16 protein-coding genes are annotated in these 13295 nt (G+C 60.3%); 3 read left to right on the top strand and 13 right to left on the bottom strand.

Annotated elements, in window-relative coordinates; translation table 11 throughout:
* Together JWQ61_RS11325 and JWQ61_RS11320 are read left to right on the top strand one after the other, a co-directional pair.
* Positions 1-132: Lrp/AsnC ligand binding domain-containing protein (locus tag JWQ61_RS11325; RefSeq protein WP_304360621.1), on the top strand; the 132-nt coding region annotated here is incomplete at its 5' end.
* A gap of 60 nt (positions 133-192) precedes the next feature.
* The gene (locus tag JWQ61_RS11320) at positions 193-420 is read left to right on the top strand and encodes a hypothetical protein (protein ID WP_061541232.1); all 228 of its coding nucleotides are present in this window, start codon (positions 193-195) and stop codon (positions 418-420) included.
* Positions 421-477: 57 nt separating this feature from the next.
* On the opposite strand, the gene JWQ61_RS11315 is transcribed toward JWQ61_RS11320, so the two are convergent.
* The 9 genes from JWQ61_RS11315 to JWQ61_RS11275 all read right to left on the bottom strand — a co-directional run bounded on the left by JWQ61_RS11315 (position 478) and on the right by JWQ61_RS11275 (position 6940).
* Positions 478-888, bottom strand: a complete 411-nt coding sequence (locus JWQ61_RS11315; protein ID WP_304360620.1) for a VOC family protein — start codon at positions 886-888, stop codon at positions 478-480.
* An 81-nt stretch (positions 889-969) separates the two neighbouring features.
* Positions 970-1494 (bottom strand): SRPBCC family protein, encoded by a 525-nt coding sequence (locus tag JWQ61_RS11310; protein ID WP_304360619.1) that lies wholly within the window; start codon positions 1492-1494, stop codon positions 970-972.
* A gap of 50 nt (positions 1495-1544) precedes the next feature.
* A complete protein-coding gene (locus JWQ61_RS11305; protein WP_304360618.1) occupies positions 1545-1970 on the bottom strand; it encodes a YciI family protein in 426 nt (141 codons plus the stop codon).
* Between the two features lie 450 nt (positions 1971-2420).
* On the bottom strand, positions 2421-2723 hold the full coding sequence (locus JWQ61_RS11300; protein ID WP_120234795.1) for a hypothetical protein: 303 nt from the start codon (positions 2721-2723) through the stop codon (positions 2421-2423).
* 26 nt (positions 2724-2749) lie between these two features.
* Positions 2750-4231: a DegQ family serine endoprotease gene (locus JWQ61_RS11295; protein WP_304360617.1), complete on the bottom strand. Its 1482-nt coding sequence runs from the start codon at positions 4229-4231 to the stop codon at positions 2750-2752.
* A 107-nt stretch (positions 4232-4338) separates the two neighbouring features.
* A complete protein-coding gene (locus JWQ61_RS11290; RefSeq protein ID WP_304360616.1) occupies positions 4339-4611 on the bottom strand; it encodes a BrnA antitoxin family protein in 273 nt (90 codons plus the stop codon).
* Complete coding sequence (locus JWQ61_RS11285) at positions 4595-4879, bottom strand: BrnT family toxin (RefSeq protein WP_369684892.1); 285 nt, start codon at positions 4877-4879, stop codon at positions 4595-4597. Before JWQ61_RS11285 ends, JWQ61_RS11290 begins: the two co-directional genes overlap by 17 nt.
* Before the next feature lie 94 nt (positions 4880-4973).
* The gene (locus JWQ61_RS11280) at positions 4974-6287 is read right to left on the bottom strand and encodes a HAMP domain-containing sensor histidine kinase (protein ID WP_304360614.1); all 1314 of its coding nucleotides are present in this window, start codon (positions 6285-6287) and stop codon (positions 4974-4976) included.
* Positions 6284-6940: a response regulator transcription factor gene (locus JWQ61_RS11275; protein ID WP_120234798.1), complete on the bottom strand. Its 657-nt coding sequence runs from the start codon at positions 6938-6940 to the stop codon at positions 6284-6286. Before JWQ61_RS11275 ends, JWQ61_RS11280 begins: the two co-directional genes overlap by 4 nt.
* A 390-nt stretch (positions 6941-7330) precedes the next feature.
* On the opposite strand from JWQ61_RS11275, the gene JWQ61_RS11270 reads away from it, so the two are divergent.
* Positions 7331-8608, top strand: coding sequence for an SGNH/GDSL hydrolase family protein (locus JWQ61_RS11270; RefSeq protein WP_304360613.1), 1278 nt, complete (start codon positions 7331-7333; stop codon positions 8606-8608).
* 22 nt (positions 8609-8630) lie between these two features.
* Here JWQ61_RS11270 and JWQ61_RS11265 read toward each other — a convergent pair whose 3' ends face one another.
* From JWQ61_RS11265 to JWQ61_RS11250, 4 genes are all read right to left on the bottom strand, one after another.
* Positions 8631-10181 carry a carbamoyltransferase C-terminal domain-containing protein gene (locus JWQ61_RS11265; protein WP_304360612.1) on the bottom strand — a complete coding sequence of 517 codons (1551 nt, stop codon included), beginning with the start codon at positions 10179-10181 and terminating at the stop codon, positions 8631-8633.
* A gap of 112 nt (positions 10182-10293) precedes the next feature.
* Positions 10294-11016, bottom strand: a complete 723-nt coding sequence (locus JWQ61_RS11260) for a DUF6071 family protein (protein ID WP_304360611.1) — start codon at positions 11014-11016, stop codon at positions 10294-10296.
* A complete protein-coding gene (locus JWQ61_RS11255) occupies positions 11013-12236 on the bottom strand; it encodes a Mur ligase family protein (protein WP_304360610.1) in 1224 nt (407 codons plus the stop codon). The genes JWQ61_RS11260 and JWQ61_RS11255 overlap by 4 nt, the downstream gene beginning before the upstream one ends.
* 57 nt (positions 12237-12293) lie before the next feature.
* Positions 12294-13295: DegT/DnrJ/EryC1/StrS aminotransferase family protein (locus JWQ61_RS11250; RefSeq protein WP_304360609.1), on the bottom strand; the 1002-nt coding region annotated here is incomplete at its 5' end.

Raw genomic sequence — 13295 nt, 5'->3', positions numbered from 1 at the left:
AAGCACTATTCCGCTTTTGTACTGGAGAAGTTATATAAAATACCGGGCGTGCAGGATATCCGCTCCAATATCGTGCTGCAGGCGATCAAGGAAACCTACGAGCTGCCGCGCGAATTGCTCGGCGATGCCTGAGGCTCCGGATCCTTGGCACTGCGTGGACAATGAATAACCCCGATATATCAGGTTGAAACCATGGCAAAGACGATTGAAGAAGTGTTGGCAAGACAAAAGGAGGGCGCGCAATTCGTGCTGTCGGCGCCGCTGCTCGGGCTGGAACTGGAAGATTTCGACACGGTCGCCAAAATCTGGGCCGCGGAAGGCGGGCCTGGATTCAAGGTGGCCGGCGTGCCGCACCGCAAGTGCGTCGACGGCGAGTTTTTCATAGACCGCGTGACGGTGGTCAAGCTGGCGCTGCTCTAAAGACATCGGCTGGCGCACCGCTTTGGCGGCGCGCCAGCGCTACATTGCAACTATCGGTCAGGCAGCTTTCTCGCAATTGACCATCCACGGCGTGCCGAACTGGTCTTCCAGCATGCCGAAACGCTCGGCCCAGAAGGTTTTCTCGAACGGCATCTTGATCGTGCCGTTTTTTGCCAAGGCATTGAAGACCCGTTCGCCATCCGCAATCTTGTCGAACACCAGCGACAGGACTATGCCTTGCGCTTTCTCAAAATACTCGGTGGGACAGTCCGAGCCCATCAAGACTCCGCCATCGACTTCCAGGCGTATGTGCGCGATCCGGCCTTGCTGGTCCGGTGGCGTTTTTTCGGCCATCGGCGTGTCGGCGTTGGTGATTCTCAAGGCGATTTTTCCGCCCAGGACCTGTTGGTAGAACTTGAAGGCGGCGTCGCACTGGCCGTCGAAATTCAGATAGGGATTCAATAGCATGTTGTTCTCCTCTGTTCCTGCGATGGATAATGAAAACAGCATCACGCCTGTTTGCGTACGTGACGCCAGGGTGACCGTCGTTTATTTCTCGGCGACGGTCTTCAGGTTGGCAAGGCCGGCTTCGAAATCCTTGCCGATCATGCTGTCCATATTGAAAAACAAGCCCATCACCTTGCTGATATAAGGCGCGGGTCCATACATGGCCCAGGTGACGCTGCTGCTGTCGCCCTGGGTGTCGACGCTGAACTCGGCGACATTGCTGGCTTCAAACGGTTTGCTGAAGTCGAGCTTGATGACGGTTTTCGACGGCGACGCTTCCTTGATCTCCATGCGTCCGGCGCCGGCGTCGCCGTTGCCGTCCCAGGCATACACCGCGCCCGGGCCGCTGGCGGCGCCGCTGAAAGTCCGCTTCATCGCCGGATCCATTTTTTCGTAAGGCGACCAGTTGCTCCAGTCGTGGAAATTGTTGACCTGCGCCAGGATCTTTTCCGGCGGCGCCTTGATCGAGATCGTGCGCTGGACGCGGAAAGTATCGGGCCGGGTCGCCGCATAACCGAGGGTGGCGGCCAGTGCGACGACGATAACGATGGCGATGGTCTTGATCATTACTGGTCTCCTGATGGCGTTGTAATGGCGGTGCGAACTGTGCAGGCAGCTTAGGCGCCTGAACTCTGGCGGCGCAAGCGTTCTTCGGTTTCCCTGAGTTCCGGCGTGAACTCGGCGCCGAAATCTTCCGCCTCGAATACCTGGCGCAATTCGAGCTCGACGGCGCCGTCGCCATCCAGGGCTGGCCAGCGCTTGACCCATTCGATGGCTTCCTGCCGTGATTTCACCTGGATCATGGTAAATCCGGCGATCAGTTCCTTGGTTTCGGCGAAGGGGCCGTCGAACACGGTCGGCTTGCCGCCCGAAAAGCTGATGCGGGCGCCCTTGGTGCTTGGCTGCAGTCCTTCGCCGGCCAGCATGACGCCGGCTTGCACCAGTTCTTCGTTGTACTTCATCATGGCGGTGATCAGCTCTGTGCTGGGCATGGTGCCGGCTTCGGTGTTCTTGTCCGCTTTGCGTATGATCATGAATCGCATCGTAATATCTCCGTTTGGTTTCAGGGTAAGGGCCGGGCTGCCGACTGCGCGCAATTAACTCCCGGATCTGCTAACTAGTCGAGCGGGAAATCGCGAGATCGACAGTTTGCAGATTTTTTTTGAGATTATATTTGATGGAACGGACTTTGATTATCTAAATTGCAATGTCTTCATCCGGGCAGAAGCTGCCGCGCCGGACATCGCAGGGTAATCAAGCTTAGGCAGGTTCGACACGCACTTCAAACCGAGCGTTCGTTCAGGCTGGATATTTTTATGGTGCGGCGATCGCGGCGCAGCCGGCTACATCCGCACTTGTTTCAGCGGCACTGCCCGCACAACAATGAGCAGACCTGAAAAAACCATATAGATCAACCACATAGATAAAACGCGCTGGAGTTATCAACAGGACTGTGCACAGTTTCTGTGGGTAACTTCGAGGGGAATGAAAATTCAATCAATGACCACGGCCATGAAGACGGTGGACAGGCTGAGCAGGGTCAGGCCGAAGATGAAGGCGATGTCGGCGTATTGTTCCAGGCGCATGCTGCGGCTGGAGCGCATGGAGGCGTACGACAGCACGCCGCTGGTCAGGAACACCAGGCTGTTGAGCGCCAGCAGGTGGCCCAGCCAAAGCGCCAGTCCGCTGAACCTGGCCAGCTTGATGATCGACAGCGCGGTGATGCAGACGCCGATCATCGTGGCGGAAGAAGGCAGGATGTGCTGCGACAGATTGTTGTTGGCCAGCTTGATCATCGTTTTCACATCCTGCGGTTGAGATGTCAGCCCAAGTTAAGCGGGACGAAGATCTTGTCCTTGTCACGCTGCACCAGCAGCGCCACGTTCTTGCCGGCCTTGCTCACCAGCTGGCGCAGCTGCTCGACGCTGTTGACCGGCTTGCCGTTGAGCGACAGGATCACGTCGCCGCGCTGGATGCCGGCCAGCGCCGACGGTCCGGAAGCATCTTCCACCACCAGCCCGCCATGGATCCCGACCTGTTGCTGTTCGTCCGGGCTGAGCTGGCGCAGCGCCAGTCCCAGCCGCGCCTGCGAACCGGCGCCTTCGTCGTTGCTGGCGGTTTTTACCGCTTCCGCTTCGGTCGGCTTGACGGTCAGCGTCTTGGACTGGCCGTTGCGCACCACTTCAATCGTGCTGGCGGTGCCCGGCGCAGTGTCGGCCACCAGGCTCGGCAGGTCGGAAGAATGGCTGATCGGCTGGCCGTTGAAGCGCAGGATCACGTCGCCGGTCTGCAGGCCGCCCTTGTCGGCCGGACTGCCCTTGTCGACCGAGCTGACCAGCGCCCCGGCGGCGCTCTTCAGGCCGAACGATTCGGCCAGCGCCTGGTTCACCTCTTGCACGCTGACGCCGAGATGGCTGCGGGTGACCTTGCCGTGCTTGACTAGCTGCTGCTCGACCTTGGTGGCGACATCGATAGGAATCGCAAACGACAGGCCCTGGTAACCGCCGGTCTGGCTGTAGATCTGCGAATTGATGCCGATCACTTCGCCTTTGATATTGAACAGCGGGCCGCCCGAGTTGCCGGGATTGACGGCGACGTCGGTCTGGATGAACGGCACGTAGGTATCGTCCGGCAAGGAGCGTGACTTGGCGCTGACGATGCCGGCGGTGGCGGTATTCTCAAAACCGTAAGGCGAGCCTATCGCCAGCACCGGTTCGCCGACCCTGGTCAGCGCCGGATTGCCGATCTGCACGATCGGCAGGTTCTTGGCGTCTATCCGTATCACGGCGATGTCGCTCTGTTTGTCGGAGCCCAACACCTTGGCCCTGAATTCGCGGCGGTCGGTCAGCTTGACCGTGACTTCCGAGGCGCCCTCGACCACGTGGGCGTTGGTCAGGATCAGGCCGTCGGCGCTGATGATGAAGCCGGAGCCTTCGCCGCGCATGATTTGCGGATGGCGCGGAATTTGCAGCTGCGGGCCGAAGCGCTTGAAAAATTGCGAGAAAGGATCGTTCGGATCGAGCTCATCGTCCTGGTCGGACACCGCACTCTGTTTCGCCTTGCCGGTGACGCTGATATTCACCACGGCCGGTCCGGCGCGTTCGACGATGCCGGAAAAATCGGTGGCCACCGCAACTGCCGGCGCGGTATTGCTTACCACGGGGGCGGGGGCGACGATCGCTGCATTGGCGTTGTCGATGCCGATATCGCCGTTCTTCGAATGCAGGTAGGCGCCGCCTGCCACTACCAGGACGGCGATGGCAATGGCACTGCGGGTAAAGGTTTGACGGGTTTGACGACTCATGCTGTGCTCCTTTGCAGATGGACTAGAACTAGCACACAGCATAAATACGAAAAATTAAAGCAAACTTAAACAGCAAACCAGACGCTTGTTTCAGATCACGGATCAATCTACCGGTGACGAACCTTGTCCAGCATGGCTGCGCGCAAGATATCGTTCATGCGGCTTTGGTAACCTTTTCCTTCTTCCTTGAGCCACTCCACGACATCGGCGTCAATGCGTACCGTCAGCTGTTGTTTGACGGGGCGATAGAATTTCCCGCGGACTGCGCCTTGCCAATCCTGTTTGGTAGTGGCCGGGAGGTCGGAGAAATCGATATTGCTCTCGGGCTTGGCGGCCAACGCCGCCAGTTCCTTGCGGATAGATTCAGGTACCTTGTTCATAGATTTTCCTTTCCAGCTTTGTCGCACGTCGCGCCGAGATGACGCGAATATGTTCCGAGCCGCTTTCTGCTTCATGCCAGGTATGGGCAACCAACAACAAGGTGACGCCGCCAACCATGCCGATGGTCTGCCATCGTTGCTCATTGTTTTCGACGCGATCTTGCCTGGTGATATGCAAAGGGTCGTCAAAGACAAGTGTCGCAGCCTCGAAACTGACGCCATGTTTGCGCCGGTTACCCTCGTTTTTGGCATCATCCGATGAAAACAATTGTAACTCCAAATATGTAGTTACATTATTGTAGTTTAAATTGTTAAATAAATATCATTGACGAGAGTATTTGAGCAATAGCTTAAAGAGTTCCTCAGGCGCCGAAACGCACGCTGGCGCGCAGCCCATGCCCGGTATTTTTCAGGCCGACGCTGGCCTGGTGGGCATCGGCGATCTGCTTGACGATCGCCAGGCCGAGGCCGCTGCCACGCGTCTGCGACTGGCTGTCGGCGGCGCGGTAGAAACGATCGAATACGCGTGCCAGGTCGGCCTCGGGAATGCCGGGGCCGCCGTCTTGCACTGCTACGGTGACGCCGGCGGCGTCGGCGGCCAGCGAGACGTCGATGGTGCTGCCGGCAGGGCTGTACTGCAAGGCGTTGTCGATCAGGTTGTTGAACAAGATGCGCAAAGCGTCGGCGTTGCCAGTCACGCTGGCCGGCGTCTCCGTGCTGATGCCAAGATCGACCTGGCGTTCGTGCGCGGTCAGGGCGAAGTCGCCGATCACGCTGTGCAGCAGTGCGCGCAAGTCGAGTTCGGCATGGGCCTGATCGAAGGCGCCGGGTTCCTGGCGCGCCAGCGTCAGCAGCTGCTGCAGCAAGTGGGTGGCGCGTTCCAGCCCCTGTTTCAGGTCGCCGAAAGCTGCTTGCCGCTCGCCGTCATCGGCGGCGCGTTCCGCCAGCTGGACTTGCAGGCGCAGGGCGGTCAGCGGCGTGCGCAGCTCATGTGCGGCGTCGGCGACGAAGGCGCGTTGCGCCTTGATCGATTGTCCCAGGCGCGCCAGCAAATCGTTGAGGGCCTGGGTCAGCGGCTGGATTTCTCCTGGCAGGGTGGCATCCGGTATCGGCGACAAGGCATGCATGTCGCGCGCCTGGACTTCCATCGCAGCGCGCCTGATCGGCGCCAGCCCGCGGCTGACGGCGACCCAGATCAGCACGCCCAGCAGTGGAAACAGCAGCAGCAGGGGAGTGACGGTCTTGACTGCCATCTGCGCGGCGATCTGGTTGCGCGCGCTTTGCGGCTGCGCGATCTGCACCACGGTATTGCCGATCTGCGCGCTGTAGACGCGCCACAGGCCGTTGCTCTGGCGGACGTTGGTGAATCCCAGCTCGGCTTGCAGCGGCAGGCGGGCCTGTCCGTGCGAGTGGTAGATGACGACGCCGGTGTTGTCCCAGATCTGGATCATGATCTGGTCGTCCAGCTCGGGACCGCCGTCGCCATTCTCTATCATCGGCGTAAACGCCTGGCGCGGCAGGGACGCGACGATTTGCCGCATCTGGTAATCGAACAGTTCGTTGGCTTCGCCGCGCGCCTGGAAATACAGGGCGATGCCGGCCACCAGGATGGCGCCGCTCAGGCCGAGCGCCAGCCACAGCAGCAAGCTCCTGCGTATCGACGGCGCCGATTTCATTTGGCCACCATGTAACCGATGCCGCGCACATTCTTGATAAAGTTGCTGCCGAGTTTTTTGCGCAAGGCGTGGATGTAGACTTCGACCGCATTGCTTTCGATGCTGTCGTCCCAGCCGTACATTTTTTCTTCCAGCTGGGCGCGCGACAGCACCACGCCGGGGCGATCGAGGAAGGCGCGCAGCAGGGCGAATTCGCGCGCCGACAGGTTCACCTGGCGGCCTTCCAGCAATACTTCGTGGGTGGCCGGGTTGAGCGTCAGCTGGCCCAGTTCGATCAGCGGTTCGGCGCGTCCCGACTGGCGCCGCAGCAGGGCGCGGATGCGCGCCGCCAGTTCTTCCAGGTCGAACGGCTTGACCAGGTAGTCGTCGGCGCCGCCGTCGAGGCCGGCGACCCGGTCCGAGATGGCGTCGCGCGCGGTCAGGATCAGCACCGGGATGCGGTTGCCGCCGGCGCGCAGCGACTTCAGCACTTCCAGGCCGTTCTTTTTCGGCAGGCCGAGATCGAGCAGCAGCAGCTGGTAGTCTTCCTGCGCCAGCGCGCTGAGCGCCGCGGCGCCGTCCTGGACCCAGTCGACGGCGAAACCGTCCTGGCGCAATCCCTTGCGCACGGCTTCGCCCACCATCAGATCGTCTTCCACCAACAGCAAACGCATGGGACCGGCTCCTTAGAAACAGCGGAAATCGTGACAGTTTAGCCGGATTGAATTAAACGATTCTTAAAGCACTGCGCGGCAACTCTGTGCAGTGATGAAAAACCTATACATATCAGGCACATAGCTAAAACACATGGGAGTTATCAACAGGACTGTCCACACTTTCTGTGGGTAACCCGGAATTAGAGGTAAACATCGGAAAGGACCAGCCGTCATCTTAATGTCACCTGAATATTATTTCCTTGTGTCAATATTGTCGCGGCCATATCAATGATGGCAATTTGCCATCGATGGCAGCGCTATTCCCGTGATCCAGAGACTAACGAGACAACAAGGAAATCCATAATGAAAACTCTGTTTTTACTTTGTGCTTTGTGTTCGAATCTAGCCGTGGCAGAAGTCCCATCCGATGCAAAACCCGATCCTGCTTACACCCACCGTTTATCGTCGTCCGGCCCGCTCTCCAAAGAGCAGCTGCTGAAACAGCAGGCGCAAAAACCTGCCGCCCGCAGCATGGCTGCGACCGCGGCGGCCAGCACCAGTACTTACACTTATTTGCGCTGCTGGTACCGCACCGGCAGCAATCCGACCAAGCCGACTACCACCTATGCCTGGGGGCTGGATCCGTCCAGCGGCGATTATTACCGCATCAACGGCTACTGGTGGGCCGGCGGCCTGCTCAACTGGGAAAACATGTTCTACAGCGATGTCGCGCAGAGCACGCTGCAATCGGTATGCCAAAGCACGCTGAGCGCCAAGGGCATCAGCCAGCCGGTGGCGATGGTGGCGGCCGCCGACAATGCGCTGTCGTTCAACTACACCGTGTGGACTACCGACAGCGTGGTCCAGAGCGGCATCAACAAGATCGTCGCGTTCGGCGACAGCTTGTCCGATACCCAGAACGTCTACAACGCCTCGCAATGGACGCTGCCCAATTCCGGCAGCTGGTTCCTGGGCCGTTTCAGCAACGGCAAGAACTGGGTCGAATACCTGGCCGACAACCTGCAGCTTCCCTTGTATAACTGGGCTATCGGCGGCGCCGGCGTGAGCACCCAGAACCTGGTGATTCCGGGCGTGATCCAGCAAGTGCAGTCGTACACCGAGTACATGCAGAAGGCGCAGAATTACCAGCCGCAAAACACCTTGTTTACCATGCTCATAGGCGGCAACGACCTGGTCAACTACAACAGCACGGTGGACCAGGTGATCAGCGGCCAGAGCCAGGCCTTGCAAAGCCTGATCCAGGCCGGCGCCAGGAATATCCTGCTGCTCAAGCTGCCCGATGTATCCAAGGCGCCTGTGTTTACTATCAAGACCAACGGCCCGGCGGTAGCGGCGCAGGTGGTCGACCTGAACACGCGGCTGGCAGCGCTGGTCGCTTCCTTGCAGGCGCAATACGGCGCCAGCTTGCATATCCGCCTGTTCGACAGTTATGCGCTGTTCAACGACCTGCTGAGCAACCCGGCCAAATACCAGGTCAGCAATACTACCCAGTCCTGCCTGAACATCAATACCGATTCCAGCACCAACTACCTGAGCACGCAGACCGCGCGTTCACAGTGCAGCAATCCGGACAGTTTTGTGTTCTGGGATACCCTGCATCCGACCACGCATACGCACAAGCTGCTGGCGGATGCGGTGACGGCTTTTTACAAGGCAGGCCAATAACGCCGGCGATCCTGGCGCGGTTTTAGCGATTGAATGAAAAGAGAAGAGCCGGGTCTGACCGGGTTGCTGTTTCCGGCGGGCCTGGCTTTTCTTCTGTTCCATCGCAGAACACCGGCACTCCATAGGTGATGGCAAAGCGCGCGGCATCTTGCCTGTCGTTGACGAGCGGTTCACCTTTCACATTCAGGCTTGTATTGAGCAGCATGGGGCAGCCTGTGGCGTCGTGGAATTCCCGCAGCAATGCGTAGAATCCGGGATTGTCCGCGGCCGTCACGGTCTGCACGCGCGAAGTGCCGTCGACGTGGACAATGCCCGGAAACTGTTCAGGCTGCCTACACCTGGCGGTAAATTGCATGTAGGGGCTGGACGGCACGCCCATGTCGAAATAGTCTGCCGCCATTTCAGCGATGATGGCGGGCGCGAATGGTCTGAAGCGCTCTCGCTGCTTGATGGTGTTGACCTTCGACTGGCTGTCGGCGATGCGTGGATCGGCCAGCAGGCTGCGGTTGCCTAGCGCACGCGGGCCGAACTCGGCCCGGCCGTTGGCGATGCCGACCACTTCGCCGGCAGTCAGGCGCCGCAAGGCCGGTGCGACCGGATAGGTACCGTCGATCCCGTGCCCGAGAAACGGTCCGGGCCATTGCACGAATTCCTGCATGGTCGCCAGCACGCAGCCGATGCTGCTGCCGGCATCGCCGGGGCAGGGCATCACCCATATGTCGCCCCAGTCGCCGCTGTCCGCCAGGCGCCGGTTAGCTACGCAGTTGAGGGCGCAGCCGCCCATCAGCACCAGGTTCCTGCTCGGCAGGGTCTTGCATGCAAAGCGCGATGCGTGCAGCAGGATGTCCTCATAAATTCTTTGGGTCGCGGCGGCGATGTTTTCCACGTCGGTCACGTCCGGCGCCCACCATCTGCAGCCGCGATGCAGGTTGTGGCGCAGCCGGATCGACGGCCGGTCCTGCTGCCATACCAAAAAATCGGCCTTGATCCTGTCGTAATATTTCAGCGGGTCGCCGAAGGCCGACAGGCCCATCAGGATGTACTCTTCTTCGTTCGGCTTGAAGCCGCAGCGCTGGGTCATGGCGGAGTACCAGAGGCCGACCGAATGCGGGTAGCGCTGGCTGAAGCGGAGCTTGAGCTGGGTTCCCGTTGCTTCCCAGATGGTATAGGTTTGCCATTCGCCGATGGCGTCCAGCACAATGATCGTCGCATCGCGGAAAGGCGATGTGTAATATCCGGCTGCCGCATGGCTCAGGTGATGGCTGGCGAATGCAATGGGGCGAGATGTCTGCAAGTATCTGGACAGGTAGCGAGCGATGTTTTCCGTCTCCCGGATTTCCTGCCATTGCCCCGCCAGCATCTGCCTGGTTTTTTTCAGCCAGGGGCGCTCGTACCAGACGATCTGCCCGGGTTCGCCATAGGCGAGCGCGTCCGCAACCAGGCCGGGAGCAAGTTCGCTGTCGTTCTTGATTTTGGAATACCGTTCCGCATGCCCTGCGAACACCAGCGCGCCGTCGGCAAATACCGCCAATGCCGCGTCATGGCTGCGGGCAGAGACGCCCCAGGAAATCATGGCCGCGGCCGTTATTTGTAAATGTAGGGATCGCGCTTCCTGATGGCCCGCATTTTTTTCCGGTATGCCCGCGCGGTGCTCCAGCGCTGCAGCAGGTGCTTGAGATATTTCATCATGCCAGTCTCCTGTCTTGAATAAAGGCGTGCAAGACGCCGGCCCAGTAACGATGCCCGTCTTCGCCAAAATGCACGTTGTCGCCGGCGCGCGTCTTGAATCCCTGCTGCGTCAGGATCTGCACAAAACCTGTGCTGTCTTCGAATGGCTGGTAGTAGGCGGCAAGATCGACCTGGCTGCGGAAGCCGGTATAGTCAAGGGTTTCGGGAAGGCCCTGGTAGGCGTTGCAGAACATGTAGTTGATATGGTTGATCTTCAGGTAGCTCTGCATCATGATGACTTCGGCCCAGAGCCGCGAGTAAGTCTGGACATCGCTGGTGCGCACCAGCATGTGGAACTTGAAGTATTGCTGGACCGCATAAGTGAAGTCGGCGAACCACCTGGAGCGTTCCACGCCCGGACACAGGCTGAGCCAGATCCGGTTGCGGTCGTCGTAAAGTTCGAAGCGGTCGCGGCCGGTCCACATGATCACCACGAACAGCTGGTCCCCGGGTTTATGGTATTTCCCTATCCAGTCGATCGTGGTGCGCGTGATCCGTTCGTTGGAACCCCCAGGCATTGCAATGTTGACGTAATCGTCGCAACCCATTGCATTGGCAAGATGGGCGCCGAATGCCTTTTCCGGCGAATACCCGTGCGGCGCCACGCCAAGCGTATCGATTTCCGATCCCGCGGTATGGCTGCAGCCGTTGACCAGCAATATTTTTTTGGGAGCCGTCATGTCCATCCTTCGTGAACCACCGGTTCGCCGCCGATGATCTCCCGGACGATATCGGCGTCGCACATGGGATGCCAGGCATCTCGCACGCATTGGTGCGTCTCCGGGCCGCGGCCGGCGAGGATGACGACATCGTCGCCCGAGGATGCTTCCAGCGCTGCGATGATGGCCTGCCTGCGATCGGGATTGACGCTGACATCCCGATGATCTTGCAGTCCAAGCCGGATATCTTCGATGATGGACAGCGGATCTTCGTTGCGCGGATTGTCGCTGGTAAGGAACACGCGGTCGGCCGCCATTGCCGCCTGGCCCATCAGTTTTCGCTTGGGCCGGTCGCGGTCGCCGCCGGCGCCGAAGACGATCGAGATGCAGCCGTGGCTCAACTGGCGTGCCGTGGAAAGCGTGCGACAGATAGCGTCAGGCGTGTGGGCATAGTCCAGCACGATCCATGGTGATTGCCCGAGTATTTCAAACCGGCCAGGCGGCGGCGCGGTTGCCGCAATGGCGTCGGCCGCCTGCTGCGCCGGGACGCCGGCGCCGATGGCCGCGGCTAGCGCGGCTAGTGCATTTTCCGCATAAATTTCACCAATCGCCCGCAGCGTCAGTTTCACCGGCACTGCGCCGAGGCCGGCGGTTGCCGACAAGCGCAGGCGGGTGCCGGTCCAGGTCACGGCAACCTCGTCCGCGATAATATCCAGCGCGTGCCGCGGCCGGCCGCGCGACGCCGCGCCGTAATAAATGATCCGTGTTCCGGCCGGCGTGACAGCTGCGATGATTTCCGATGCCGGGTCGCAGCCGTTGAGCACGGCGACGCCCGTCTCCGGCAGATTGATGAACAGCTGCGTCTTGGCGGCCAGGTAGCTTTCCATCGAGCCATGGATATCCATATGTTCGGGGGTAAGGTTGGTAAAGACGCCAACCTGGCACGGCCACGCTTGCATGAAACCCTGGGCCAATGACCAGCTGGCCAGCTCAAGTGCGGCATAACGGCCGCCGCGCTGCAAGGCCGCGCGCATCGTCTCGACCAGGCCGGCGTAGCTGCGCGGCACGTCCATGTGCTCGCTGCCGACGTAGGCGCCGATGCTGGTGATGCGAGCCACCGGCTGTTGCAGGCAGCCAAGCGCGTTTGCCACCATGCCGGTAGTCGAGGTCTTACCGTTGGTCCCCGTGACGCCGACCGTCAGCAGGCAATTGCTCCATGCGGGCGGCGAAGGAGGGCGCATGCGAGGCAGCGCAGCATGCCTATCCATGGCGCGCTGCGGTGCGGGAAGCCGGCGTTTTCATTGCAGCTCGCCTTCGTGGACAAGCGGCGCCGCGGTTTTGCGCAAGCGGGCCAGGCAGGCGGCCAGCGCGGTAATGACGTGGTCGGCATCTGCAAATGTCATGTCGGAATGAATCGGCAGGCAGACATGGCGGGCGCAAACGTCTTCCGCTACCTGCAGGCCGGTATTGTCCATGCCGGAAAAAACCGGCTGCAAATGCAGCGGCACATCGTAGACGCCTGTTCCAAGCTGGATGCCCGCCGTTTCCTGCATCATGGAGCGCAGCATTGCCCTGTCGCAGCCGGCATCGAGCAGCACAACATATTTATGGTAATTCGAACGCACGCCGGCGCCTTCCGGGACCGGCGTGACGCCGTCGAGGACAGCGATGCGCTGGTCGTATCTTGCGGCAACGGCGCGTTTTGCCGTGATGAACTGCTGAAGCCGCCGCAGCTGGACCAGGCCGACCGCTGCATGAATTTCGCTCAGGCGCCAGTTATAGCCGAGGCGGATGTGGCAATTCTCGGCAAAAGCCTGTTTGCCCTGATCGCGGTGGATGATGGCTTCGCGCGCGATCGCTGCATCGTGCGTGACGATCGCACCGCCTTCGCCGCAAGTGACGATCTTGGTCGGATAGAACGAGAATGAACCCGCTGCGCCGAGCGTTCCTGCGGCTCGCCCCTGGTAGGTTGATCCCAGGGCATGCGCTGCATCTTCAACCAGGTGTATGCCGCGCGCTCCGCAAAACGCTTTGATCGCATCCAGTTCCGGCGAAATAGCGCCGCCGATATGCACCATGACCACGGCCGCGGTATCGGCCGTCACCGCGCGTTCGACGCTGTCCAGGGTGAGCATCATGGTCTGTGCGCCGACGTCGGCAAAGCGCAGGGCGGCGCCGGCATGCAGCGCTGCGGCGGCTGTCGCAAAAAAAGTATTGGCAGGAACCACCACCTGTCTTCCCTGCACGCCAAGCGCGCGCAGGATGATTTCCAGTGCGCCGGTGCCGTTGCTGACGGCGAT

Source organism: Collimonas fungivorans (assembly GCF_028292705.1).
GTDB lineage: Bacteria > Pseudomonadota > Gammaproteobacteria > Burkholderiales > Burkholderiaceae_D > Collimonas > Collimonas fungivorans_B.
This window is presented reverse-complemented; position numbering and strand designations above follow the sequence as displayed.